This is a genomic window from Pseudomonas sp. URIL14HWK12:I6 (genome assembly GCF_000514195.1).
Lineage (GTDB): Bacteria > Pseudomonadota > Gammaproteobacteria > Pseudomonadales > Pseudomonadaceae > Aquipseudomonas > Aquipseudomonas putida_A.
In genome coordinates this window covers 33,068-58,485 of record NZ_AZVL01000022.1, presented here as the reverse complement: position 1 = coordinate 58,485, position 25,418 = coordinate 33,068, and the positions used below count along the sequence as shown (strand labels likewise).

General features: G+C 59.0%; 16 protein-coding genes, 1 tRNA gene and 1 pseudogene. 5 read left to right on the top strand and 13 right to left on the bottom strand.

Annotated features, from left to right (window positions below; all coding sequences use genetic code 11):
- Window positions 1-15 precede the first annotated feature (15 nt).
- From H043_RS0122860 to H043_RS0122840, 5 genes are all read left to right on the top strand, one after another.
- Window positions 16-942 carry a 4-hydroxyproline epimerase gene (locus tag H043_RS0122860; protein ID WP_027613818.1) on the top strand — a complete coding sequence of 309 codons (927 nt, stop codon included), beginning with the start codon at window positions 16-18 and terminating at the stop codon, window positions 940-942.
- A gap of 49 nt (window positions 943-991) precedes the next feature.
- The gene (locus H043_RS0122855) at window positions 992-1,939 is read left to right on the top strand and encodes a dihydrodipicolinate synthase family protein (RefSeq protein WP_027613817.1); all 948 of its coding nucleotides are present in this window, start codon (window positions 992-994) and stop codon (window positions 1,937-1,939) included.
- Window positions 1,940-1,997: 58 nt separating this feature from the next.
- Window positions 1,998-3,575, top strand: a complete 1,578-nt coding sequence (locus tag H043_RS0122850; protein WP_027613816.1) for an aldehyde dehydrogenase (NADP(+)) — start codon at window positions 1,998-2,000, stop codon at window positions 3,573-3,575.
- Window positions 3,576-3,577: 2 nt separating this feature from the next.
- Complete coding sequence (locus H043_RS0122845; RefSeq protein ID WP_027613815.1) at window positions 3,578-4,843, top strand: FAD-binding oxidoreductase; 1,266 nt, start codon at window positions 3,578-3,580, stop codon at window positions 4,841-4,843.
- A 68-nt stretch (window positions 4,844-4,911) separates the two neighbouring features.
- The gene (locus H043_RS0122840; protein WP_027613814.1) at window positions 4,912-5,874 is read left to right on the top strand and encodes a Dyp-type peroxidase; all 963 of its coding nucleotides are present in this window, start codon (window positions 4,912-4,914) and stop codon (window positions 5,872-5,874) included.
- A 27-nt stretch (window positions 5,875-5,901) separates the two neighbouring features.
- Here H043_RS0122840 and H043_RS0122835 read toward each other — a convergent pair whose 3' ends face one another.
- The 13 genes and pseudogenes from H043_RS0122835 to H043_RS29285 all read right to left on the bottom strand — a co-directional run bounded on the left by H043_RS0122835 (window position 5,902) and on the right by H043_RS29285 (window position 25,387).
- Window positions 5,902-7,890, bottom strand: a complete 1,989-nt coding sequence (locus tag H043_RS0122835; RefSeq protein ID WP_027613813.1) for a U32 family peptidase — start codon at window positions 7,888-7,890, stop codon at window positions 5,902-5,904.
- Between the two features lie 203 nt (window positions 7,891-8,093).
- The gene (locus H043_RS0122830; RefSeq protein ID WP_003224376.1) at window positions 8,094-8,474 is read right to left on the bottom strand and encodes a RidA family protein; all 381 of its coding nucleotides are present in this window, start codon (window positions 8,472-8,474) and stop codon (window positions 8,094-8,096) included.
- A 172-nt stretch (window positions 8,475-8,646) separates the two neighbouring features.
- Window positions 8,647-8,721 (bottom strand) — tRNA-Gln (locus H043_RS0122825).
- 137 nt (window positions 8,722-8,858) lie between these two features.
- Window positions 8,859-9,229 (bottom strand): annotated as a pseudogene (locus H043_RS0122820) (DUF1801 domain-containing protein).
- A gap of 24 nt (window positions 9,230-9,253) precedes the next feature.
- A complete protein-coding gene (locus H043_RS0122815; protein ID WP_027613812.1) occupies window positions 9,254-9,649 on the bottom strand; it encodes a hypothetical protein in 396 nt (131 codons plus the stop codon).
- Between the two features lie 49 nt (window positions 9,650-9,698).
- Complete coding sequence (locus H043_RS0122810; protein ID WP_256214455.1) at window positions 9,699-9,938, bottom strand: hypothetical protein; 240 nt, start codon at window positions 9,936-9,938, stop codon at window positions 9,699-9,701.
- The gene (locus H043_RS29295; protein ID WP_081730275.1) at window positions 9,938-14,641 is read right to left on the bottom strand and encodes an RHS repeat-associated core domain-containing protein; all 4,704 of its coding nucleotides are present in this window, start codon (window positions 14,639-14,641) and stop codon (window positions 9,938-9,940) included. The genes H043_RS0122810 and H043_RS29295 overlap by 1 nt, the downstream gene beginning before the upstream one ends.
- A gap of 124 nt (window positions 14,642-14,765) precedes the next feature.
- Window positions 14,766-15,029, bottom strand: coding sequence for a PAAR domain-containing protein (locus H043_RS0122800; RefSeq protein ID WP_007969244.1), 264 nt, complete (start codon window positions 15,027-15,029; stop codon window positions 14,766-14,768).
- A gap of 59 nt (window positions 15,030-15,088) precedes the next feature.
- Window positions 15,089-15,571, bottom strand: a complete 483-nt coding sequence (locus H043_RS0122795) for a DUF4265 domain-containing protein (RefSeq protein WP_027613810.1) — start codon at window positions 15,569-15,571, stop codon at window positions 15,089-15,091.
- Window positions 15,561-20,246, bottom strand: coding sequence for an RHS repeat-associated core domain-containing protein (locus tag H043_RS29290; RefSeq protein WP_081730274.1), 4,686 nt, complete (start codon window positions 20,244-20,246; stop codon window positions 15,561-15,563). Before H043_RS29290 ends, H043_RS0122795 begins: the two co-directional genes overlap by 11 nt.
- Entirely contained in the window at window positions 20,243-23,149 is a 2,907-nt protein-coding gene (locus tag H043_RS0122785) for a type VI secretion system tip protein VgrG (protein WP_027613809.1), read from the bottom strand. The genes H043_RS29290 and H043_RS0122785 overlap by 4 nt, the downstream gene beginning before the upstream one ends.
- A 127-nt stretch (window positions 23,150-23,276) precedes the next feature.
- The gene (locus H043_RS0122780) at window positions 23,277-23,792 is read right to left on the bottom strand and encodes an Hcp family type VI secretion system effector (RefSeq protein ID WP_027613808.1); all 516 of its coding nucleotides are present in this window, start codon (window positions 23,790-23,792) and stop codon (window positions 23,277-23,279) included.
- A 314-nt stretch (window positions 23,793-24,106) separates the two neighbouring features.
- Complete coding sequence (locus H043_RS29285; protein ID WP_049827939.1) at window positions 24,107-25,387, bottom strand: hypothetical protein; 1,281 nt, start codon at window positions 25,385-25,387, stop codon at window positions 24,107-24,109.
- Between the last annotated feature and the right edge of the window lie 31 nt (window positions 25,388-25,418).

The following is a 25,418-nucleotide window of genomic DNA, read 5'->3' as shown; positions in this document are numbered from 1 at the left end:
CTCAAGGGACGAACCATGAAACGACTGCACATCATCGATTCCCATACCGGCGGCGAACCCACGCGCCTGGTGATGAAGGGCTTCCCCGAGCTGCCCGGCAACAGCATGGCCGAGAAGCGCGATGCCTTGCGCGAAGGCCACGATCAATGGCGCCGCGCCTGCCTGCTCGAACCACGTGGCAACGACGTGCTGGTCGGTGCGCTGTACTGCGCGCCGGTCTCGCCGGATGCCACCTGCGGGGTGATTTTCTTCAACAACGCCGGTTACCTCGGCATGTGCGGCCACGGCACCATCGGCCTGGTCAACTCGCTGCATTACCTGGGCCGCATCGAACCGGGCGTGCACAAGATCGACACCCCGGTCGGCCCGGTCAGCGCCACCCTGCACGAGGACGGCGCGGTAACTCTGGGCAACGTCCCGGCCTGGCGCTACCGCAAACAGGTGCCGGTGGACGTGCCCGGCTACGGTCGCGTGTTCGGCGACGTCGCCTGGGGCGGCAACTGGTTTTTCCTGGTTTCCGAACACGGCCAGGACCTGCAGATGAGCAACGTCGAAGCCCTCACCGATTACACCTGGGCGATGCTCAAGGCCCTTGAGGCCCAAGGCATCCACGGTGAGGACGGCGCACTGATCGATCACGTCGAACTGTTTGCCGACGACGCCCACGCCGACAGCCGCAACTTCGTCATGTGCCCGGGCAAAGCCTACGACCGCTCCCCCTGCGGCACCGGCACCAGCGCCAAACTCGCCTGCCTGGCCGCTGACGGCAAACTCGCCGAAGGCCAGGTCTGGACGCAAGCGAGCATCACCGGCAGCCAGTTCGAAGGCCGCTTCGAATGGCATGGCGAACGCGTGCGCCCTTTCATTACCGGCCGCGCCTACATGACCGCCGACGCCACCCTGCTGATCGACGAGCAGGACCCTTTCGCCTGGGGCATCTGACTGCCCCGCTTTCTACCGATCTGAATGAATGTCCCGAGGAGCTACAACAATGAGCGATAACATCTTCACTGGCTGCATTCCCGCGCTGATGACCCCGTGCACCGCCGCGCGCAAACCTGACTTCGACGCACTGGTGGCCAAGGGTCGCGAGCTGATCGATATCGGCATGAGCGCGGTGGTTTACTGCGGCTCGATGGGCGACTGGCCGCTGCTGACCGAGGCCGAGCGTCAGGAAGGCGTGGCGCGTCTGGTTGCCGCCGGGGTGCCGACCATCGTCGGCACTGGCGCAGTCAACAGCCGTGAAGCGGTATCCCACGCCGCGCATGCCGCGAAAGTCGGCGCCCATGGCCTGATGGTGATTCCACGTGTCTTGTCCCGTGGTGCTTCGGCCACCGCGCAAAAAGCCCACTTCGCCGCGATCCTCAACGCCGCGCCGAACCTGCCGGCGGTGATCTACAACAGTCCCTACTACGGCTTCGCCACCCGCGCGGACCTGTTCTTCGAACTGCGCCGTGAACACCCGAACCTGATCGGCTTCAAGGAGTTCGGCGGTGGCGCCGACTTGCGCTACGCCGCCGAAAACATCACCTCGCAGGACGATGCCGTGACCCTGATGGTCGGTGTCGATACCCAAGTGGTGCACGGTTTCGTCAACTGCAACGCCACCGGCGCGATCACCGGCATCGGCAACGCCCTGCCGCGCGAAGTGCTGCAACTGGTGGCGCTGAGCAAGCAAGCGGCCAAGGGCGATGCCAAGGCCCGGCGTCTGGCGCGCGAACTGGAAGCGGCGCTGGCGGTACTGTCGTCGTTCGATGAAGGCTGCGATCTGGTGCTGTATTACAAGCACCTGATGGTGCTCAACGGCGACCGCGAATACGCCCTGCACTTCAACGAAACCGACGCCTTGAGCGATGCCCAGCGGCGTTACGCCGAGACCCAGTACGCGCTGTTCCGCCAGTGGTACAAAAACTGGTCTGCCGAACAGAACCTCGCCTGATCGCAGCCCCTGCCCCAGCGTGATGCCGGGGCTTCACCTCTTTTATCAAGGAAGCGTCATGACTCTGACAGGCCACATGTTGATCGGCGGCCAAGCCATTGCCGGCAGCCGTGAAGCGATCCGCGCGATCAATCCCGCCACCGACGCGGTGCTGGAACCGGCCTATGCCGGTGGCACTGCAGAACATGTCGAACAGGCCTGCGCACTGGCGTGGCAAGCGTTTGATCGTTATCGCGAGACCTCCCCGGAGGCTCGCGCCGAATTTCTCGAAACCATCGCCAATGAGATCGAAGCCCTTGGCGATGCGCTGATCGACCGTGCCGTGGCCGAAACCGGCCTGCCACGCGCCCGTATCCAGGGCGAACGCGGACGCACCTGCGGGCAACTGCGCACCTTTGCCCGCACAGTGCGTGCTGGCGAGTGGCTGGACGTTCGCGTCGATCAATCACAACCACAGCGCCAGCCGCTGCCACGTTCTGATTTGCGCCAGCGGCAGATCGCGCTGGGGCCAGTGGCCGTGTTCGGCGCCAGCAACTTTCCGCTGGCGTTCTCGGTGGCCGGCGGCGACACCGCGTCTGCACTGGCCGCCGGTTGCCCGGTAATCGTCAAGGCACACAGCGCGCATCCCGGCACCAGTGAACTGGTCGGCCAGGCGCTGGCTCGCGCGGTGAAAAAATGCGGTTTGCCTGAAGGCGTGTTTTCGCTGCTGTTCGGCTCCGGCAACGAGGTCGGCATTGCGTTGGTCAGCGATTGGCGCATCAAGGCTGTGGGCTTCACCGGCTCGCGCAGCGGCGGCCTCGCTCTGAGCCGAGCGGCGCAAGCGCGGCCAGAACCGATTCCGGTGTACGCGGAAATGAGCTCGATCAATCCGGTGCTGCTGTTTCCCGCAGCGCTAGCCGCTCGCGGTGAGGCGTTGGCGCAGGGTTTTGTCGCCTCGCTGACTCAGGGTGCCGGGCAATTCTGTACCAATCCCGGGCTGGTCATTGCGCGCCAAGGGGCAGCGCTGGACGGTTTCATCGCGGCTGCCGCCAAACTGATCCAGCGCAGTCCGGCGCAGACCATGCTTACGCCGGGGATCTTCCGAGCCTATGAAACAGGCGTCGGCGCGCTGGCCGAACATCCGCAGGCGCAACGCGTGGCGAGCGGTCTCGCGACTGAAGGGCCGAACCAGTGCCAGGCGCAATTGTTCGTCACTCAGGCGCAGGACTTCCTCGCCGACGCACGCCTGCAAGGTGAAATCTTCGGCGCCGCGTCGCTGATCGTACAGTGCGCCAACGACGATGAAATCCGTCAGATCTGCGAACACCTCGAAGGCCAGTTGACCGCCACCCTGCACCTGGATGACGCCGATCTGGATCACGCCCGGGCCTTGTTGCCGACACTGGAACGCAAGGCTGGACGTCTGCTGGTGAACGGCTGGCCGACCGGGGTCGAGGTGTGTGACGCGATGGTGCATGGCGGGCCGTTCCCGGCCACCTCGGATTCGCGCAGCACCTCGGTCGGCACGGCGGCGATCCTGCGTTTCCTGCGGCCGGTGTGTTATCAGGATTTCCCCGACAGCCTGCTGCCGCCGCCGCTGAAACAGGCAAATCCGCTGCAGCTACGACGCTTGCTCGACGGCCAGAGGGAAGCCTGAACATGCCCGACAACCTCACAACGGACAACGCCGACATCGCGGTGATCGGCGCCGGCATCATCGGCGTCGCCTGCGCTCTGCAACTCGCGCGTCAGGGTAAACGGGTGGTGGTCATCGACAAGCAGCCGCCCGGTCATGGCGCCTCGTTCGGCAACGCCGGGCATCTGGCCACCGAGCAGGTATTTCCGATTGCCGATGCGTCGATCCTCAAGCGTCTGCCAGCGATGCTGATGGACCCGATGGGGCCGCTGCGCCTGGACTGGAAGTACCTGCCGTGCGCCGTGCCGTGGTTCAGCCGCCTGCTGCTGAACCTGCGCCCAGCTCCGTTTCAGCGCACCGTGGCCGGTTTGCGCGCGCTCAACGAAAGCAGCCTCGACGCCTGGAAGCGCCTGCTGCACAGCATCGCCCGCCCCGACCTGCTCAAGGAGGACGGCTCGCTGCTGGTGTTCGAGCGCGCCGAGTCGCGGCAAGCGATCGACGCCTTGCAGACTCGCATGCGTCAGCAACAGGTGCCCGTGGACTTCTGGTCGGCCAGCGCCGTGCGGGACACCGCGCCGCAGCTCAGCGAACAGATTCAGGGCGGATTGTTCTACCCGCGCACCGGGCATTTTCTCGACCCGTATCAGGTGGTGTGCGAATTGGCGAGCGCGGCCAAAACGGCCGGCGTGCAGTTTTTCCAGCAGGAAGTTCAGGGCGGCCAGTTGCAGGCGCATGGCGTGTCGCTGATCACCGATCAGGGGCGTTTTACCGCGCGGCAGGTGCTGATCGCCTGTGGCGCGCATTCGGCGAAGCTCACCACTGCGCTGACCGGTAAACGCGTGCCGCTGGACACCGAGCGCGGCTATCACCTGATGTTGCCCCACGAGCACGAGCGACTGCCGTTCGCCGTCACGTCGCTGGAGCGCAAGTTCATCATGACGCCAATGACCGGCGGTCTGCGCCTGGCCGGTACGGTGGAGTTCGCCGGTCTGGAGCGCCCGCCGTTTATGGAGCGCGCCTGGCAGTTGCATCGCTTGAGCAAAGGTTTGTTCCGCCATGATTTGAACGCTGAAGACGCGACGCCGTGGATGGGCTTTCGTCCGTCGCTGCCGGACTCGCTGCCGGTCATCGACAAGGTCTGCGACGGCAAGGTGCTGCTCGCGTTCGGGCATCAGCATTTGGGGCTGACGCAGGCGGCGGTGACTGCCGAGATGATTGCTCAGTTGGCGTCTCCCTCGACCCATTCCGGCGTGCCGACGATGGATGCCTATCGACTGGGTCGCTTCTGAGATACCGATGAAACGTTTTTGGTTTCATACTGAGCGCCGAACTTGGCCCCGCGCATATGGAACCGACTATGACCTCATCAATGGATACCCCCGAGCCGCAAGCGATCTGCAACCCGATCACCAGCAGCGCGATCTTCATCGTCGCCACGCTGCTGCCCGGCAGCGACGCCGCCAGTCAGGTGCGCGGCTGGTGCGGCGACATCGCCGCCCTCACCCGTTCGGTTGGCAAACGCGTGCCCAGCGGTAACTTGTCGTGTGTCTGCGGGTTCAGCGCCAACGCCTGGGACGCCCTGTTCGGCAGCCCTCGCCCGGCGTCGCTGCATCCGTTCCGCGAGTTCGGCGTCGAGGGCCGTCGTGCCGTCGCAACGCCGGGCGACATCCTGCTGCACATCCGTGCCGACCAGATGGATCTGTGTTTCGAACTGGCGACCCAGTTGTGCAGCGCGCTCAATGGCGCGATCACCGTGGTGGATGAGGTGCAGGGGTTCCGCTACTTCGACATGCGCAGCATCATCGGTTTCGTCGATGGCACCGAGAACCCGGTGGGCCGCAAGGCTGACCACTTCACCCTGATCGGCAACGAAGACCCGGCATTCGAATCCGGCAGTTATGTGCTGGTGCAGAAGTACCTGCACAAGATGGAGGCGTGGAATGCGTTGAGCGTCGAGGCTCAGGAGAAGGTGATCGGCCGCACCAAGCTGGCCGACATCGAACTCGGTGAAGAGGTGAAACCGAGCAACTCCCACAGCGCCCTGACCACCATCACCAAGGACGGCCAGGAGCAGAAAATCCTGCGCGACAACATGCCGTTCGGTCGTCCGGGAGCTGGCGAGTTCGGCACCTATTTCATCGGCTACGCGCGCTCGCCGGAACCGATCGAGCAGATGCTGGAGAACATGTTTGTCGGCAAACCCGTCGGCAACTACGACCGTTTGCTGGACTTCAGCACCGCAGTCACCGGGGGGTTGTTCTTTGTGCCGTCAGCCGACCTGCTCGAAGAGCTGGCGGAGCGAGAGCCCGCGCAGGCGTGACACCGTAGCGCCACGCCCGCCCGTCACTCAGTGTGGCGCGCGCGGGATGGTTTTCAGCAGGTCTTCCGGGCTGATGTGGCCGACCACGCTGCCCGGTTGCGGCATGTTGAGGATGTGGCCTTTCATCTTGCCGATGATGTGCATCTCGCACGGCTTGCAGTCGAACTTCAGGGTCAGCACTTCGTCGCCGTGAATCAGCTGCATCGGCGCGACCTTGGTGCGCACTCCGGTCACGCCCTTGGCCTGTTTCGGGCACAGGTTGAACGAGAAACGCAGGCAGTGCTTGGTGATCATCACCGGCACTTCACCGGCCTCTTCGTGCGCCTCGTAGGCCGCATCGATCAGCTTCACGCCGTGACGGTGATAGAAGTCGCGGGCCTTCTGGTTGTAGACGTTGGCCAGGAACGACAGGTGCGACTCCGGGTACACCGGCGGCGGCGTGGTTTCGGCCTTGCGGCCGCCACGCGGGTGTGCGGCGACGCGAGCAGCGGTCAGCGCTTCGATCACTTCACGGCGCAAGGCCTTGAGCTGCGAGTTCGGGATGAAGAACGCCTGCGGCGCGTCGAGCTTGATGTCGGTGGCGTGGTACTGCGTGGTACCGAGCTGACCGAGCAGATCCTGCAATTGCTCCAGCGCCTGCTCCGGCTTGTTGGCCACACCGAACGGACCGTTGAGGGTCACACTGGCGCTGATGCCCTCTTCACTGGTCGCGGTCACTTCCAGCTGTTCTTCACGCAGACGTGCGACCCAGCTCAATGCGATACGACGCTCGGCAGAGGTCTTCTGCAGCGCCTGTTGCCAGTTGTGGTCGAGGTTGCGGTTCAGCGGATGATTCGGCCGCAGCTTGTACAGGCCTTCGGGCATTTCGTTCGGCTCGACGCGATAGCGATAGCGCTTCTCGCCGTCTTCTTCGAACTCGCCCTTTGGCTCGGCGATGTTGGCGCGGAAACCCACGACTTCACGCTTGACCAGCACGTTGAGGCCATCGCCGTTGGACAGCGGTTCCTGCGTCACCACCTGCATGTCACGCTTGCCGACTTTCTCGACGGTGCCCACTGGCAGGCCGGTGAAGGTCGGCGAGTCGAACGCGCCGATGTCGATCTTGCGATCGGTGACAAAGTAGTCGGTGCTGCCACGGTGGAAGGTCTTTTCCGGGTCCGGCAGGAAGAAGTGCGCGGTGCGGCCGCTGGAAGCGCGGGCCAGGTCCGGGCGGTCTTCGAGCACGTCGTCAAGGCGCTGGCGGTAATAGGCGGTGATGTTCTTCACATAGCCCATGTCCTTGTAGCGACCTTCGATCTTGAACGAACGCACACCGGCTTCGACCAGCGCGCGAATGTTGGCGCTCTGGTTGTTGTCCTTCATCGACAGCAGGTGTTTTTCGTAGGCGATCACCCCACCCTTTTCGTCTTTGAGGGTGTACGGCAAACGGCAGGCCTGCGAGCAATCGCCACGGTTGGCGCTGCGCCCGGTCTGCGCGTGGGAGATGTTGCACTGCCCGGAGAACGCCACGCACAGCGCGCCGTGGATGAAGAATTCGATGGCGGCATCGGTTTCGTCGGCGATGGCACGAATTTCTTTCAGGTTCAGCTCGCGGGCGAGCACCAGTTGCGAGAAACCGGCCTGATCGAGGAATTTCGCCCGCTCCAGCGTGCGGATGTCAGTCTGGGTACTGGCATGCAGCTCGATCGGCGGAATGTCCAGTTCCATCACGCCCAGATCCTGGACGATCAGCGCGTCGACACCGGCGTCGTACAACTGGTGGATCAGCTTGCGCGCCGGCTCCAGTTCGTTGTCGTGCAGGATGGTGTTGATGGTGGTGAAAATGCGCGCGTGATAACGGCGGGCAAACTCCACCAGCTCGGCAATTTCGCTCACCTCGTTGCAGGCATTGTGGCGCGCGCCGAAGCTCGGGCCACCGATGTACACGGCGTCGGCGCCGTGCAGGATCGCCTCGCGGGCAATCGCCACGTCACGGGCGGGGCTGAGCAATTCCAGATGATGCTTGGGCAAGGACATAGTTTTTTTAGTCAGGCTGTCACGGTTAAGGCGCGCATTGTAGCCGCGAAACGCCCGAGCGGCACGCCCGTGCTGCCAAGTGGCAACCGCAAACCCTGTGGGAGCTGGCTTGCCAGCGATGACGATGGTTCAGTCAACATAGATATTGGCGGTGCTGACGCCATCGCTGGCAAGCCAGCTCCCACAGTTTCTTTACCGCAGGATCAGGCCTTGGCGGCCATTGCGGTGACTTCCACACGCATGCCTTCCACCGCCAGCGACGCCACGCCCACAGCGGCGCGCACCGGCCATGGCTTGGCGAAGAAGCGCTTGTAGACTTCGTTGAAAGCCGCGCGATCAGCCATGTCGGTGAGGTAGATGGTCAGGTGCATCACGCGATCCATCGAACTGCCGGCCCGCTCCAGCGCCACTTTCAGCGCCTGCAGGGTGCATTCGCTTTGCAGGGTGATATCGCCCAGCTCCAGGCTGCCGTCGGCGCGGGTCGGGATCTGGGTCGAAACCAGAATGCCGTTGAAACCGACAACGTCGGAGGAAATCGAATCTGCATCCGGATCAGGGGTAAAGCTGAGGTCTTGATTAGCCATGAAAGTCTCTTGTCTGGAGAGATTGAGGGGCGCCGGCCAATAACCCGCCGGGACTTTCGCGCGGGCAGTTTACATCAGTCCCCCGCTCCGGCTCAGGCAACTGTCAGCCCCAGCCACAAATCGCGCGCATAAAAAAACGCCAGCCCTTTCGGAATGGCGTTTTTTCTGAATATGGCAGGGGCGGCTGGATTCGAACCAACGCATGGCAGGATCAAAACCTGCTGCCTTACCGCTTGGCGACGCCCCTGTATCTCAAGCTCTGTAACAAGCTCTGCGAGAATGGGCCGCAATTTACCAACCTTTTTTTGATCTGGGAAGCCCTGAGTGCAAAAAAATTTGTTTTAAAACAGCCAGTTATTTCTGAGCCAAAGCAAGCGCCACGATTCACTTCGACAAATTCAGCGCAATCGCCTCGCGAATCAGCGCTTGCAAGGCCTGTTCATCGATCGTGTCACCCTCATGAAAATCAATCGCCCGGCGGGTGTTGCCATCAAGGCTGGCGTTGAACAACCGCGCCGGATCGGCCAACGCTGCGCCCTTGGCGAAGGTCATTTTGACTGCCGCCTTGTAGGTCTCCCCGGTACAAATGATCCCGCCCCGTGACCACACCGGAACACCGCGCCACTTCCACTCCTCCACCACCTCGTGATCGGCCTGATGATCTCGCTGAGAATGACGCCACGCCAATCGTCCAGTTCAGCGATTCGAGCGTCGATGAGTGCCGAGGCGTCGGTGGGTGGTATTTCGGATTTCATGGCAAGTGTTCTCTTCGATGTGGTTTACAAGCCGATTTGCTTGAGCCCCTCACGCATCCCTTGATCCGCTTGCTCGCACCATTGCTTGAGGCTCAGATCCGGCGGCAGGTTGCCTTGCAGACTCTTGTATTGACCGTCGGCCAACACTTCGCCTTTGCGACCGAGACTTTCGTTCTTGTCGCCATCAGCCTTGTCGAACGCGCCCGGCATATTCGCAACGAACGCCACCATCTTGTTGGCGTTTTCCGTGCTGTCCGCTTTCAGGTAGCCCTTGTCGACGCAATGCTTGATCAGGCCCGACATGTTGCGACCGCTGTCATACATGCTTTTCAGGGTAGCGGGATCTGGCGCTTCTGCGCGGGCCAGGGCGCAGAGGCCGAAAGTGGCGGTCAGTGCAAGGATCACAGCAGTGTTTTTCATGCTCATTCCCCAGATTTCCAGTGAAACTTCTCAATTCCAAACCCGCCGCTTACCAGACTTCCAGAGCTGGCGCACAAAACCCGGTAACGATATCCATCACCTCCAGAATCCGATCCTCCAACGCTTCATCGGCATCACCGCGCATTGACCCCAACAGTTCATTAACCGATATCGCCGAAAAACCCTTATCTCGATACTTCAGCAGGATTTCCCGTATCGAAAGAAGATCATCCCCCCTCCTCAATGCGCCGGACAGTTCATCGTCCAACGGTTTATCAAGCGTTTTCATCATTGTTTCTCCCAATGCTCAGCCGTCGACCCTAGTGCCTTCTGGTAATCAGAAAGTGGCATGGCCTTACTAGGCTGAATGGTTCCGTGAGTTTTTTTGTCTTGCACGTAACGAAGACTTTCCGGAAGTGAAGCGGTATTCAATTTGCAGGCGCTGTCTTTGCCGGTTCCGCCGGGTAACGTGGAGGGGCGCCGATGATCCGGCAGGTTTTGCGGAGTATCCGGCGCTACGGACATCCCACCGGTATTGGGATGAACGTTCCCATCTTTATCAACTGGAATATCGACAGGACGTACCCCTAGGCCACGCGCGGTCGAGTCAGCAATGGGCTTTCCTTTTTCGTCGGTTTTCATGGCCCGATAGACATCGACCCCCGTCAGGCCCATCGGATCCACCCACCCTGTAGGGTTCGGACCATAGGTGTAGAAATTCAGACCGCCCGCATAACCGATCGGATCCTGGCTGACGAATCGCCCCACCGCCGGGTCATAGTAGCGATGCCGGTTGTAATGCAGCCCGGTCTCATGATCATGGTACTGCCCCGGAAATCTTATAGGATTTCTCACATCACTTTGTCGGGCCGATTGCGATTGCTGCTCCGATATCGCCCCCCATGCCTTGTACTGAGCCGTCCAGACCAACTGCCCCTCAGAGTCGGTCAGTTCCTGAGGCGTACCCAGGTGATCGCACTGATACCAGAGCAAAACGTCAATTGGCTGAACCGTGACCTTGCGATTCCACAACGGATCGTCATCCAGGCTGTACTCTCCCTGATACTCAGGCTGATTCGTCAGTGTAATCGGGGCATGTCGTATGGCCTGTGCTACAGGAACGAAACTACCGGGCTCGAAAATGTAGTGCACCGTGCGTCCGGCACCGCCATCCAGTTGCGCGGCACTGCTTTCCCAGGCAAGTCGGTTACCGTCCCAGCCGTAGAGCGTGAAGCCACAGCCGTACTCTCGCTGTATGCGTGCATGCTCGTTCCGGTTCCAGTGCGACCCCGCCTCGGGACGCCCCTTGGAATGGGCGACAGAGTTTTTGTGAAGACGACGTCCAAGAGCGTCATAGGCGAATTCAACCGACAAGCGTTGATCTTCAAATCGCACCAAACGGTCAAACAGATCCCATTGCAGGAAGCTCCGCTGATTGTTTTGCAGACGCTCGACCAGGTTGCCGCGCTCATCGTATGTGAACTGATTACCTTCGTACTCGTGTAGCAGGTTGTCTACCTGCCTCTCCTGGCGCGGAGACCGGTCCAGTGGTCGTCGAATTTCACTCGCCTTTTCATCAAGCAGATTACTGGCCGGGTCAAAGGTGAATGTTTCAACCACCTGTCGTGTCGCTGCTTCCAACAGTCGACCGAGAGGATCGTAACGGTATGAAATCGCGCCTCTTCGGGTATCGTTGATCGCAGTCAGTTGACCAGCGGCATCGTATTGATATGTCCGTTTGACAAGCGTCGCACCGTCCTCACTGCGCCCCAGCACCTGCTCCTGCAAACGACCGGCAGAATCCCACTTTTGCGTCTGCTGCAGGTGGTTGCCCTGATGCCGGACAATCTCACGATGAAGGTCGTCGCGCTCCAGGCCAATCAACTCGTGCTCGTCCAGGCGTAGCCCCAACAAATGACCGCTGCCATAGGTGAGCCAGCTGACACGGTGCCCGTCCGGACGAACTGTCGCGACCCGATTGTTGAGCACATCGTACTCGTGCTGCCACACGCCAACTACCGGGGGCTGGTCCAGCCCAAGGTAATGCTGATGCTCGCGCAGCACATTGCCGGCCAGGTCGTGAAACCACTGTAAACGACTGTCTGCGTTGGCGGCTTCAATCAGGTTACCGTTGCCGTCATAAATGAAGCGCTCGCTTTGCGATTTCTCACCTTGACTGGCGCGCCGCTCAATCAGGCGTCCCATGGCATCAAAGCTCACGCAAATCACACGCTCGCCGTTGACGATATGACTCAAATGGCCCGTATCAGAATCATACCGATAGCGGGTGATACGACCATCAAAGCTCTTTTCTTCCAGCAGGCGACCTATCGGGTCGTAGAGGAAATGCGCCCGGCTCTCGTTTTCGTTGTCCAGCGCCTGCAAGCGCCCGAGACGATCCCAGCGGTAGACCAATGTATGCTCATCAGCATCGATGCGCTCGGCTACAAGACCGGCAGCTGTATATTTCCAGGTAGTGCAGCGGCCAAGACGATCCGTGTGCGCGAGCAACCGGGCTTCAGCGTCTCGTTCAAAATACTCCTCGGTCTTGTCCGGGTGCCTGATCCAGGCCAGCTGGCCCAGTCGATACCCGTACTCGGTACTCTGGCCGGCCGCGTCGGTAGAACAGATCATCTGTCCGAGTTCGTTGTACTCCCAGGCCCTGGTCTTTCCTGAGCAGTCGACATACTCGATCAGTTGACCGGCATCGTTGTAGTCGAGCTTCTTCTCATTGCCGGCGGCGTCTTTGATCGCTGTCGGCAACCCTGCCACGCTGTAGGCAAACTCCGTTACGTTACCAAGGGGGTCGACTGCTTCCACAAGGTTGCCATGATCGTCATAAGCACGCTGCCACTGCCCCCCTTCTGCATCGCTGGTCTTGATCAGTTGATCCAGATCGTCGTAGGCAAAATGCAGCACGCTGTCGTCGGCACGCAAATGTTCGACGACGTTGCCACGCGCATCGTAGATGAAGCGATCAGTTGTGCCGTCAGCATGTACGTGTCGAATCAGGTTTTTCGCTTCGTCACGGAACAACCATTCGGAACGTTCATCCGGATGGCGAATGCGGTACGTATAACCAAGAATGTCGTAGTAGTGCCAGGTTTCGTTACCGTACGCATCGGTGACATAGGTCAGGCGAATATTCTCGTCCCACTCAAGGCGCGTGTCGAAACTGCCGTCGTCCGCCCACTCGCGAACGGCCCGCGCATCAGCGCCTGTGCCCTGCCATTCCAGATTCATGCCCCGTCCGGTCCGATCGGTGTAACGACGGATCAGATGATGCTGGTACTCATAGCTCCACGCCGCCCCGTTCTCATCCTGAGCCTGAATCAAATCACCGACACTGTCGTAGTGATAGGCACACAGTTGACGCTGAGGAACACCGTCGCTGATCAGCCAAAGCCCCTTTACGCGACCGCGCTCATCAAGCAGGGTGCCGAGGTGATATCTGACGTCGGCCATATCACCCTGATAGGTAATCAGGTCGGACAGCACCGGCATTCCTTCGTGGCGATGCTCGTAGTGCAGCATGATTCCCGCACCGTTGCGCAAAACCACGCCGACCAGCACGAAACGTTGTCCACGACGCAGATAGGTTTCCTTGCGTTCAAACCCTCTGCACAACAGAAGCTGGTCATCGGTCACCCGTACCAGCGTCATGTTTTCAATGGCATCGTAGTGAGTCTGCCCTGTCTCGGGCAGCACATAGTCGTGGCTGCGACCATCAGCGTCATGGAACACCAGACTCCCGCCAACACAGTCAAAACGGGTAGTCAACGACGTAATCCAGCGGGCGCCCATCTCGCTGGCGTCATACGCATCCAGACGCGAACAGTAGGTGCGTGTCCACTCGAGAGGGAATGCACCAGGCAGGTTGAAATCCGTATGGCTCAGCGATTCAGAGCCCAGGGCAAAACTGATGCTATGCACCGTGCCCGGCATGACGCCGTTTTTACATGTTTTGCAGTTATGCGTCGCTGGCGCTTGTTGGCTGCTGGCTTCAAGCCGCCCCTCTCCAGCCCTGTGCTGAGTCTTTGAAGTAGTATCCGGCTTGACGCTGGCCCCTTGACCATGTGCTCGACGCTTGCGCCAGCTCATGACAGAACCTGCCAGCATCTGCAGCAGCCAACCGATTGAATGCTGAACAGCCGGATCACCCAGCTTGTTCATTTGAGTGCGCAACTCCACACCCATAGTACGAAGCATGCCGGTATTGCTCAGCACCAAAGCCTTGGCACTGTCCGGCAACAGGTTCTTTGCCGCGCTGTTGGCAACACCTTTACCGGCAGCCTTGTAGGCGCTGAAGGCTGCGCCGAAAATATTACTGATGGCTGCCTTGGGGTCATGCAACAACTGACCTCCGGCCGCACTCATCTTGGCACTCGCCGACTTCATGTCGCCTTTTGCATCAAGCTTGCCGTTGACGACCGTTTCCAGGCCCTTGGCGATTTCGTTGACCGCGTTCTGGCCAAGCTTGCCGCCGTTGTCGAGTATTTCAGCCAGCTTCGGCTTGGCCTGCTCTACAAAGTCATCGATCGTACCGACAATGGTGGCATTCAAATGTCCGATCAGGACTTCGATCAGCGAATCGCCCAGCAGCATCTTGGCGCTGTTACGAAGTTCTTGACGCACCAGTGACAAGGTCGGACGCAAGGTCATACGCGCCGAGGCCATTGTGGGTGGGGCCGGTAAAACACCGATCAGATTGATACCCAGGCTGACCCAGTCCAGAATCTGGCGTTGCTTGCTTTTGGCAAGGACAACAATGTCTCCGAGCGCATCCACCAAGGCCATGATGTTGCCCACCACCGGCAACGCTCCGGCAACGTTCTTGACGCGCTCAAGAGTGACTACTCCACCACTGATCGATTGCAGCCAGGCATCGAATCTGGCTGCACCGCGTCCGACATCCTTGATGTCAATGGTGTTGAGCGGAACGATCGCCACTTGAGGTTCACGTACTTTCGCGACAGGCGTTTCAGTCGTCATGACTGCATCTCATCCGTAAGATAGTTCGAGACTTTAAAGAAATGATTGATGGCCTGGGCCTGCCAACACTCATGCAACAAACATCAGGTGATGCCCGGCATATGCCGATGCGGTACATGTTGATTCAACTGATCACAGCCCCTTTCGGGCCGCTTGCAATCAGCGCAGCGCCGCAAGCGGTTTTCATACCGTCCAGAGCGATGGGCGTGCCATCAACGGTGTAGGTGCTGCTGCCCTCTGCAATCGGGAAAACCCCTTTGCACAGTGGACAGCTGACCTTGTGACCGACTCCGGCAACAGGCTTGCCGTTGAGATCGGTTTGGGAGAAGGCTTCGAGCACCTTGCCACCGTGAGTGGTGGAGTCGCCCAAGCGAATGGCGTCTTTCATGTTGTCACTCCTTTGACTTGATCCTGGTCTCGCGACCCTGCCGTCCGCTGGCCTGTCAGTCAGCTCTGCAGCCACCAATTGAGCAGCGTTTCATCATCTTCATCATCAATGTTTTTATAGATATTGGCGTAATACCATTCGAGTCCGGTTTTCTCGCGGAACCGATCAAAAAACGCATTGATGCTGTCCATGCCATTGCTTGACGGCACAGCCAGTGACAGGTTGCCTTCGAAAACGCCATCCAGCGTTCCACCCAGTTCATTGCCAACATCAGTTTCCAGTTGTGCAATGACGTCCTCGGGGATGTAGTCGGCGTAAATATGAATACAAAAATTTCCTCCGCGCTTCAGGACTTCAGCGTGAGTGTTTTTGTTTTTTATCGAGATGATGTCACCTCGAGCCAAATTCAACGCAAGACCAGGTGAGGACAGCAGCTGATAAGTATCCTGCCCCATCGCGATTGCAGGGAGCTCCTCGAATACAGGGCCATCGTCATCTGATACAAACACCTCAATCAGAACAGGCAATTCTTTATCGTCCATATGGCGCTCCACAACTTCCACGTTCGACACACGACATCCCTTCTTTCACGTAACCGCTATTTCCCGCACTCAGGTTACACGAAGCGCCCTCAAGATCTACGTTGACATCGGCCAGGTTGCCGCCATTCGAGGTCGCCACATTTTTATGCCCCAAGTGCATGTCATCAGGATTGCTAGAGGTATGCCCGCACCGCCAGCACTTGTACACACCCACCGGTTTGCTTTTGGCAATAAGTTTTTTGCGACATGCCGCTTGTCCTTTCCGACTACCTCCGCCGACCTTGCTCGCAGCGATGTCTTTGGCGGAGGCTCCAGCACCGTCCTTCAGCGCGCGCTTGGATGGCGGTTTTCTGACCAGACCTAAAGGATCCACCCACTGCGTCGGGTTAGGCGCGTATTGATGAAGGTTGATACCGCCCATCAGACCTATCGGGTCTTTCGAGATGAAGCGACCTACATGGGGGTCGTAGTACCTGTAGCGGTTGTAGTGCAAGTCTGTTTCGTGATCGTGGTACTGACCCTGGAAACGAATGGGATTAGTCAGCCCGCGCCGCACTGCCGAGGCTGATGTCTGTTCTTTCACCTGCCCCCACGCTTTGTATTGAGCGCTCCAGGCGATCTCACCGTCTTGATCGGTAAGTTCCAATGGTGTGCCTAAATGGTCACACTGATACCAGGCCAGGGCATCGAACGGTTGTGCTTCAGGAGCGTGACTCCACAGCGGATCATCTTCAAGATTGTCGCCGCCGACATATTCAGGCTGACTCAACAGATCAATCGAGGCGTGTGTGAGGGCTTGAACCACCGGTACGAATGTGCCGGGTTCATAAACGTAATGGACGGTGCGACCTGTCCCCCCATCAATAGGGGCTGGACTGCTTTCCCAGGAAAGGTTGTCCCCGTCCCACCCGTACAAGGTCAAGCCACAGCCAAGCAAGCGCTGAATGCGCCCCTGCTCATTTTTATTCCAGTGCGAACCTGCTTCAGGACGGTTCACATAATGGGCTGTCGAGTGCTTATACAACCGGCGACCCAAGGCATCGTAGGCGTATCTGACCGAAAGACGATCATCCTCAAAATGCACCAATCTATCGAACAGGTCCCATTGCAATCGACTGCGTTGACCATTGTGCCAACGCAATGTCTGGTTGCCACGATCGTCGTACTCGTAATGAGTACCGACGTATTCACGTAAAAGATTGTCTACCAACCGACTACGTGCCGGGGCCTGATCAAGAGGCCGGCGCACTTCTGTCACCTTCTCGTCCAGCAGGTTGCTGGCAGGATCGAACGCGAAGTTTTCAACGCCGAGGCGACTTGCTGCGCTGATCAGTCGCCCGACCGGATCATAACGGTAGGTAAGCGGTCCGCGACGCGTATCGTTCAGCTCGGTCAACTGGCCGACCGCATCATATTGGTACTGGCGTTTGAGCAACGTCGAATTGTCGTCGCTTCGACCGAGCAGTTGCTCCTGTAGCCGCCCTGCCGGATCCCACTTTTGCGTCTGGCGCAGGCGATTCCCTTGATAACGAGCGACTTCGCGATGTAAATCATCTCGCTCATAGCCGACCAGTTCGTGATCATCCAGTTTTAACGCGAGCAAATGCCCACTGCCGTACGTCAACCAACTCACCCGATGGCCATCCGGACGAGTCGTGGCGACACACTGATTGAGGGCATCGTACTCATGCCTCCAGATGGCAACGAGCGGTGCATCCAGATCCTGATAATGCTGGTGCTCTCTGATCAGATTACCGGCCGAATCATAGAACCACAGCAACCGGCTCTGGTCGTTCGTGGCCAAAACCATGTTGCCATTACCGTCATACGCAAAGGATTCGCTTTGAGTCGCATTGCCCAGGCTCGCATGGCGTTCAACAAGCCGCCCCATTGGGTCAAACGCCATCGAAATGATGCGCTCACCGCTGATGGCGCTCGCCAACCGCCCGCTCTCAGCGTCGTATTGATAGCGTGTGGCAAGGCCGTCGAAGCCTTTTTCCTCAAGCAATCTTCCGACAGGATCATAGTGAAACTGGGTGCGCTGCTCGTTTTCGTTTTCGAGTGCTATCAAACGGCCTAGCAGGTCCCAACGGTAACGAAGCGTTTGCTCGCAGGCGTCTACTCGCTCGGCAACCAGACCGGCCGCGTTATAGCTCCACGTCGTACAGCGATCCAGACCGTCAACATGAGCGAGCAGACGCCCTTCGGCATCACGCTCGAATCGCTCCTCGGTTTTATCCGGATGCGTTATCAAGGCGACATGCCCGGCCTTGTACTGATACTCGGTGCTTTGCCCCGCTGCATCGGTAAAGCAGATCATCTGACCGCGATCGTTGTATTCCCACTCGCTGGTCTTGCCAGAGCAATCGGTATATTTGAGAAACTGACCGGCAACGTTGTACTCAAGCGTTTTCTCGTTGCCAATTGCATCCTTGATAGCGATCAACTGACCTGCTTTGTCATAGGCGTACTCAGTCTTGTTCCCAAGCGGATCGACTGACTCCACCAGATTGCCGGCATCATCGTAAGCTCGTTGCCACTGACCGCCTTCTGCATCACTGACCTTGATCAGTTGGTTGAGATCATCGTAGGCGTAGTGAGCGACACTGCCGTCGGGGCTGATGTGCTCGAGCAAATTACCGCGCTCGTCATAGCTGTAGCGATCAGTGGTGCCATCTGTATGAACGTGACGAATCACGTTCTTCGCATCATCGCGAAAGAACCACTCTGAACGTTCATCGGCATAGCGAATCCGGTAGGTATAGCCCTTGATGTCGTAGTAATGCCAAGTCTCGTTGCCATGGGCATCAGTCACGTAAGTCAGGCGGATATTTTCGTCCCATTCAAGGCGAGTATCGAAACTGCCGTCATCCGCCCACTCGCGCACAGCCCTGGCGTGCGATGTGTGACCATCCCACTGCAGATTCAACCCGCGGCCGGTGCGATCGGTATACCTAGTCAGGAGGTGATGCTGATACTGATAACTCCAGGCCGCACCGTTTTCATCCTGCGCCTGGATCAAGTCGCCATGGAGGTCGTATTGGTAACGACACAATTGCCGCACAGGCGCGCCGTCACGAATCTCCCAGAGACCGGTCAAGCGTCCTTGATCATCAAGCAGCGTTCCGATGTGCAAGTGAACTTGCGTGACGTCACCTTGATAGGTGATCAGGTCGGATAATACGAGGGCGTCCCCATGACGATGCTCGTAATGCAGCATCAGCCCGGCACCACTGCGCATTTTGACATCCGTCAGCCAAAAGGAACGACCACGACGGACATAGGTTTCCTTGCGCTCGAAACCGAAGCAAACGAGCAGTTGATCCTGAGCGGAACGAACCAGCGTGAGATTTTCAACGGGGTCATAGTGAAAGAGGCCTGGCTTGGGCAGGGGGAAATCGATGCTACGACCATCGGCTCCAAAAAAAACCAGTCCATCGTCCTTGCAGTCGAATCGGGTCGTGAACTCTGTTACCCACCGTGCCCCTAATTCGCCATTGTCAAAAGCATCGAACCGGGAGCTGTAGGTGCGCACCCACTCGATAGGAAATGGACCCGGCAGGCTGAAATCGGTATGGCTCAGTGACTCGGATCCCAACGCAAAACTGATGCTGTTGCAAGTACCCGCACAAGCACCATTTTTTTTGCCATTGGCGTTGGCGTTCGCAGGAGCCTGATGGCTGCTGGCCTCGAGTCGTCCTTCACCTGCCTTGTTCTGAGCCTTACTGGTGGCGTTGGGTTTAACGCTGGCACTCTGTCCATGCCCACGACGCTTGCGCCACGTCAACACAGCACCGCTGAGCATTTGCAACAACCAACCAATCGTGTGACGCGTTCCCGGGTCACCCAACTTGCTCAATTGGGTTTTGATCTCAGGCCCCATCGCTCTCAATGAGCCGGTGTGCGTCATCACCAGTTTTTTGGCCTGATCCGGCAGAAGATTCTTCGCCGCGCTGTTGGCAACCCCTTTACCCACGGCTTTGTAGGCACTGAATGCCGCCCCGAAGATATTACTGATCGCCGCTTTGGGATCGCTGAGCAGTTGATTGCCCGCCGCCGTGATCTTTTGTCCAGCCGCGCGCGCATCGCCTTTTGAATCAAGCTTGCCATTTACAACGGCCTCAAGACCCTTGGCAATTTCGGTGACTGCGCTTTCGCCGAGTTTTCCTGCATCGGCGAGAATGCCCGAGAGTTTGCCTTGAGCCTGTTTCACGAAGTCATCGATCGTGCCGACGATAGTCGCGTTCAAATGCCCGACCAGCACTTCGATCATTGAATCGCCCAACAGCATCTTGACGCTGTTACGCAATTCCTGACGTACCAGAAACAAGGTCGGACGCAAACTCATACGAGCAGCCGCCATGGTCGGAGGCGCAGGTAAAACACCGATCAGGTTGATCCCCAGGCTGACCCAATCAAGCAACTCCCGCTGCTTGCTTCTGGTAAGCGTGACGATATCGCCCAGCGCATCGACCAGCGCCATGATGTTGCCGACAACCGGCAGCGACCCGGCAACTCCTTTGATTCGATCGAGCGTGACGACACCACCGCTGATGGATCGCAGCCAGGCATCAAACCGGGCAGCACCACGACCTACGTCCTGCACGTCCAGCGTGTTGAGCGGAACGATAGCGACCTGCGGCTCGCGCTTCTTGGCAACGGCTGTCTCAGTCATGAGAGCACCTCCCCATTCAGCAGGCCAGGCGTCTTGAGCGATGGTTTGGGCAAGGACGGGGCCGGGAGGCTTGGCAGTTTCCCTGCCTTGCTCGCCGCCCCCAATATCCCCGAAGCACTCGGCAACGCCGCGCTAGCAAGTTTCGGCAACCCGGCCGCCCCACCCTGCACAGCCCCTTTCACCTGCTGCGCCGTTTGCATCGCGCTTTGTGCGGTCTGCATGGCGCCCATGCCGCTCTGCGCCAGTTCCTTGCCCTTCTCCAGCATGTCCCAGTGCTTGTTCGGCAGAACCTGCGCAACCATCGCCTGCACCTGGCTCGGCACGTCTTCTGCGGCTGGCGGCTTCAGCGGCCATTCCGCTTTGCCGATGTAGCTGCCCTCACTCCAGGTGTCCGCCGGATCCTTGCCGAACACCACTCGCGCGGGGCCTGGGGCGGCGCCGGCGACGCTGGCGAAACCCTTGGCGTCGAGCTTGCCCTTGATGCTTTTGCCGAGGGCGTCGATGACTTCGTAGTCGCCTTCCTTGATGCCCTGACGCCCGGCGTACTGGTTGAACAGTTCCAGATTGCCCTTGCCCGGTTTTGGCGGTTCCGGGAACACCCCGGCCAGACTTTTCGCGCCGGTGTAGGCGAAGTTCGCCGCGTGCGCGGTGTACGGGCCGGTGGTGGCGTGGGTGATGCCGCCGGCGTTGTAGGTGGTCGCGCTGCCGCCGCCCTGGATCACCAGTTCGGTCTTGGCGGTGATGGTGATGCGGTCGGCGTTGGCAGTGATGTTGAGTTTGGCCAGCAGGTTGATACTGTCCTTGAGGGCCTTGACGTCGATGTCGCCGGACGCCGCGACCAGACGCCAGCCCATGCTTTGCACGAACAGACGCATGCCACGGCTGGCACTGGCCAGCAGGCGTTTGCCAATGGAAAAACTGGTGTGCCCGGTGCTGCTCAGCGCCAGGTGTTCGCCGGTGGCGATGTGGCTGGAGCGCGGCGTGGTCAGGGCGATACCGGCGGGGCTGGCGAGCACCAGATGCGGCTCGGTGAATTCCGGAAATTCATTGGCGGTCATATTCGCCGGGCCACTGCCGAGCACGCCTTGATGCTGCGCGTGCAAGGCCTTGGCCACGTCGTCCTGATCGCCCGCCTCCTGCGCTTGAAGCTCTTTGGCCTGGGTGGCGAAACCGTCCTGCTGATCGCTCGCGGTGGCGAGGCGCTCGGCGGTTTCCGGCAGGTCTTTGTGGTGCTTCGATTCGTTCGGGCGCGGCTCGGTGGTGATCAACAGACCGGCGCCAGCACGCACCGCGCCATGGCGGTCGGTGCGCAACTCGAAACCTTCGCCACGCGGCTGCCCGCCGCTCGGGCGCGGGTGTGTCAGGTAGCCGAGGTTGATCGCACTGGCGCCGTGATCACTGCGCAGCGCAATACTGATCTCACTGGTGGTGTCGTCGATGCGCAGTTCGTTGGCGCGGCTGCCCTTGTATTCCTTGCTCTTGACCGTGGCCAGGGTCTTGAAGTCCGGCAGTTTGTACGGCGGCAGATTCGCGCCGTGGTACAGGCAACCGGTGATCAGCGGCTGATCGGGATCGCCTTCGAGGAAGGTGATCAACACCTCCATGCCGACCCGCGGAATGTTGATCGCGCCAAAGGTTTCCGCGGCCCAGTTCGAGGCCACACGCATCCAGCAACTGGTCTTGTCGTCGTGCTCGCCTTCGCGGTCCCAGAAGAACTGCACCTTCACCCGACCGTACTGGTCGCAGTAGATCTCTTCGCCCTCGGGGCCGCAGACCACGGCGCTCTGGGTGCCGAGGACTTTCGGTTTCGGGTGATCGAGCGGCGGCCGGTACGGCACGTCCCACGGGATCGCGTTGAAGCGGTTGCGGTAGCCCTGGTGGAAATCGTCCTTGTTGTCGGTGGTGTCGCTGGTCACCGACTCTTCGAGCACTTGCGGCTGCTTGCCTTCGTGGAAGATCTCGGTCAACAGCCACAGATCGTTCCAGGTCGGGTTGGCATGTTCGGTGAGGGCGAGGAAATGCCCGCTGACCAGAATCGGCTGATCGCTGTTGCCCTCGGCCAGACGATAGTCGCTGCGATGGCGCTCCAGTGCGCGATTGGCCAGGTGCTTGCCGCGCTCGCGATCTACGAAACGCCCCGGGTAATCGTAATCCTCCAGATCCGGCTGAGCGCTGCTCTTGGCATCGCTTTCGAGCTCGATCTTCGGTTTGACGAAGTCGTAATCACGTCGTGTGGTGCGGCTGGTGCGGGTCGCCAGACGCAGGCCGAAACGCTTGACCACTGGTTGATCGGCGACCAGTCCGGAGTCCTGCTGATAAGCCACTGGCGCCAGTTTCGGGAACACCGTCTGATCATCGCCGAACATCAGTTTGTGGCCGCTGGCGGTGTGCTGGAAGTGGTAGTGAATCCCCTCCTCCTCGCACAGGCGCTGGACGAAATGCAAATCGCTTTCGTCGTACTGCACGCAGTAGATGCGCTCCGGGTAAATCGCGCTCAGTTGGAAGTGATAGTCACTGGCGAGAATGCCGTGTTCTTCCAGCACCTTGCTGATGATCTGTTGCACGGTCATCTGCTGGAAGATGCGCTGGTTGACCCGATGCGCGAGGTACGCCAGCTGCGGGCGCAGGGAGATTTTATAGCGGGTCAGGCGCTTGCCGGCCTCGCCCTGGGCGATGCTGTAGATCAGCCCGTGAATCCCCGTGCCGCTGGGCGACAGCTGCAGGAACACAAGTTTGTGCAGCAGGCTTTCGAGGTTGATCGAGGCTTTCTCACTGACCAGTTCCAGCTCAAACTCGAAGGGGGTGTTGAGCGCCTCTTTCCCGGTGAACGACAGCACCTGGAAATCGCTGTCCGCGCCATCGATGGTCAGATTGAAATGAGGCTGATTGGCCGGTGAGAACATCCCTTGTTCCTCGCGCAATGCTGCGACTGACGCCATTCCATGAAGCGTGGCGCACGCAAAAAATACTTTAGATCAAAGCCGCCCCGGCCAGCCGCACTGGCCAGGGCAGTACAACCATCAGTCGCGATTAAACGACTGGAGCACGCCAGTCATCGGAACCCGAAGTACCGGAGACTTCGTGGGTCCAGGTGATTTTGCGGTAGGTGAACTGCACTTCTTCCAGGTGGGTGAAGTGGGCGTTCGACGGGTCCTGGCAGTTGTGCATCTTGTTGTTGATGGCGACGATGATCGCGTCTTCCAGTTTGGTGGTGTAGTAGTGCTCTTGAGTACCTTGAGCAGAAGTGCGGTACCACTGGATAACGATTTCGCTCATGCGCTCGCCGGAAGTCAGCGCCGCTTGCAGCAGAGGCGAAGCCTTGTCGTAGACCTTGGTGATGACCACTGGTTTGTGTACGCGCTGACCGGTTGGCTGACCGGATTGCGGATCACGCGGGATGATCACGTCGTGGGTGAAGGCCTGAACCATGACCTGGTCTTCGTGACCTTCCTGGAAGGTGTTGCCCACGGAGTCGGCGGTGAACGCGCCGGCAGTGATCAGACCTTGTTTTTCGCCAGTGACGGACATGTACGCTGGTGTTGCCATGGGATGCTCTCCTTGCTCGAAAATACACAACCGACAGGCACCATTGCCTGCCCGGGTGCCTACTCGGATATCAAGTTCCGTGCCAGCCATCATCTAGCCATTACAGATCAAGGGGTTGGCGGCAACACCTTCGCGTTCCGGCGTTTTAAACTTCGATAAACAGAAAAAAGTGCGCAAAAAGTTGCGCAGTACTGTGCAACTTCTTGCGCACTTGGCTGGAGGGCTTGGTTTAGAGAGGCTTGAAGGGAATTCTCGGGTGAAATTGGCGAAGCAACTGCGCAACTTTTTGCGCAGTTGCAAAATCAACTCAATGTTTAGGTTTTCAAGGGCCTGCCAAGTTTCTGTGCTTTCAGTTCCATCAGCCGAAGCCGATCCTGCGCCAGAACTCTCTGTACATTTTCCACACTCCTGAAATCGGCGCGGTGATTGAAAGCCTCTTCCTGAAGATTTTCAGCAAAGGCGGCCATGCGCCTGTGGCCGATCAACCCTGCCAGCCAGCCGGTCAACTCACTATTGAAGAACGGATAGGCTCTATGGGAACCGAGGTGAACGGCGACAGCGCGCAACTCCGTCAGGCGCATAATATCCGCGAGGTCCTCATCGAAGGTGATCAACCGATCCAGGCAGAAATCAGCTCCCTTCAATCGTTGGGGATTAGCCAACGATTCCATGATTCTGAGTATGTACAGATCCCAGGCGCAATTATTGATAAAGAGCAACGGGTCTTTTTTGTCCAGAACCGAATTGAGCTTCCTGGACAGTGAGGTTTTTTGGGTATGAAAGAGAATATCCGCGCAAACAATCAGCTCACGCAGCATGAAGATGCGCAGTTCATCGTGCATGAATTTGAGCAACGCCTCCATCTTCGCTTCTGGCGATGCGGTTGAGCTGTTTTCCAGAATTTTCGCTCGCAGAATCATGCACTCGGCCGCAGCAACTTGCTGAGTCAGGGCAACATCCAGCCCCCCCTCCCGAGTCTGTTCAAAACCTGCGATCCAGTTCTCCGCCCAGGTTTCGGCCTGATCTTGGTATCGATTACGATAACGCGTCCCCCAGCCTTCACTTAGCGGGGCCTCATCAAGCGAGAGAGCGTATACAGCGGCGATCGTTTCCTTGCAGCGCTGGCGGGTTTTCGGTATCCATTTTTTCTGTGCTTCGCACAGGTAAATGTAAGAGTTCAACCGCGCGAGATCGTCTGCGCAGAATGTGCGTTGCAAGTCTGCACGAATGGCCTCGAGCTCCTCGGAAACAGACTCGACATATGACAGCTTCCGGATATAACTGGCCGTGTTTGAATCCATGAACAGCGAACTGACCAACATGTAGTTCACCCGCGTCTCGGACAATGCAGAAGTCTTGTCGATGATCCAGACGGATTTGCCACGCAGCATGGTAGAAACGAATCCCTGGCCACTGAATTGCTCTCGCTCCAATGCAAACGGCCCGCCTGATTCAGCCGATGCATACATGATGCGCCAGTCACCGAGCAACTCGACTTCCTCTTTGAAGCGCTCCAGTGCTTGCGTGTGACTTTCGGCCGAGCATACGTAATGCAGTGCCCGTTGAACTTCGTACTCCGCGTACTCTTTCGTCATCGATTCCTTCCCTTGAAATTGCAATAGACCA

Bases quoted from the DNA above. Each gene is read 5' to 3' on its own strand.
- H043_RS0122860 (WP_027613818.1), top strand. From the start codon at position 16: ATGAAACGACTGCACATCATCGATTCCCATACCGGCGGCGAACCCACG.
- H043_RS0122855 (WP_027613817.1), top strand. From the start codon at position 992: ATGAGCGATAACATCTTCACTGGCTGCATTCCCGCGCTGATGACCCCG.
- H043_RS0122850 (WP_027613816.1), top strand. From the start codon at position 1,998: ATGACTCTGACAGGCCACATGTTGATCGGCGGCCAAGCCATTGCCGGC.
- H043_RS0122845 (WP_027613815.1), top strand. From the start codon at position 3,578: ATGCCCGACAACCTCACAACGGACAACGCCGACATCGCGGTGATCGGC.
- H043_RS0122840 (WP_027613814.1), top strand. From the start codon at position 4,912: ATGACCTCATCAATGGATACCCCCGAGCCGCAAGCGATCTGCAACCCG.
- H043_RS0122835 (WP_027613813.1), bottom strand. From the start codon at position 7,890: ATGTCCTTGCCCAAGCATCATCTGGAATTGCTCAGCCCCGCCCGTGAC.
- H043_RS0122830 (WP_003224376.1), bottom strand. From the start codon at position 8,474: ATGGCTAATCAAGACCTCAGCTTTACCCCTGATCCGGATGCAGATTCG.
- H043_RS0122815 (WP_027613812.1), bottom strand. From the start codon at position 9,649: ATGAAAAACACTGCTGTGATCCTTGCACTGACCGCCACTTTCGGCCTC.
- H043_RS0122810 (WP_256214455.1), bottom strand. From the start codon at position 9,938: ATGAAAACGCTTGATAAACCGTTGGACGATGAACTGTCCGGCGCATTG.
- H043_RS29295 (WP_081730275.1), bottom strand. From the start codon at position 14,641: ATGACGACTGAAACGCCTGTCGCGAAAGTACGTGAACCTCAAGTGGCG.
- H043_RS0122800 (WP_007969244.1), bottom strand. From the start codon at position 15,029: ATGAAAGACGCCATTCGCTTGGGCGACTCCACCACTCACGGTGGCAAG.
- H043_RS0122795 (WP_027613810.1), bottom strand. From the start codon at position 15,571: ATGGACGATAAAGAATTGCCTGTTCTGATTGAGGTGTTTGTATCAGAT.
- H043_RS29290 (WP_081730274.1), bottom strand. From the start codon at position 20,246: ATGACTGAGACAGCCGTTGCCAAGAAGCGCGAGCCGCAGGTCGCTATC.
- H043_RS0122785 (WP_027613809.1), bottom strand. From the start codon at position 23,149: ATGTTCTCACCGGCCAATCAGCCTCATTTCAATCTGACCATCGATGGC.
- H043_RS0122780 (WP_027613808.1), bottom strand. From the start codon at position 23,792: ATGGCAACACCAGCGTACATGTCCGTCACTGGCGAAAAACAAGGTCTG.
- H043_RS29285 (WP_049827939.1), bottom strand. From the start codon at position 25,387: ATGACGAAAGAGTACGCGGAGTACGAAGTTCAACGGGCACTGCATTAC.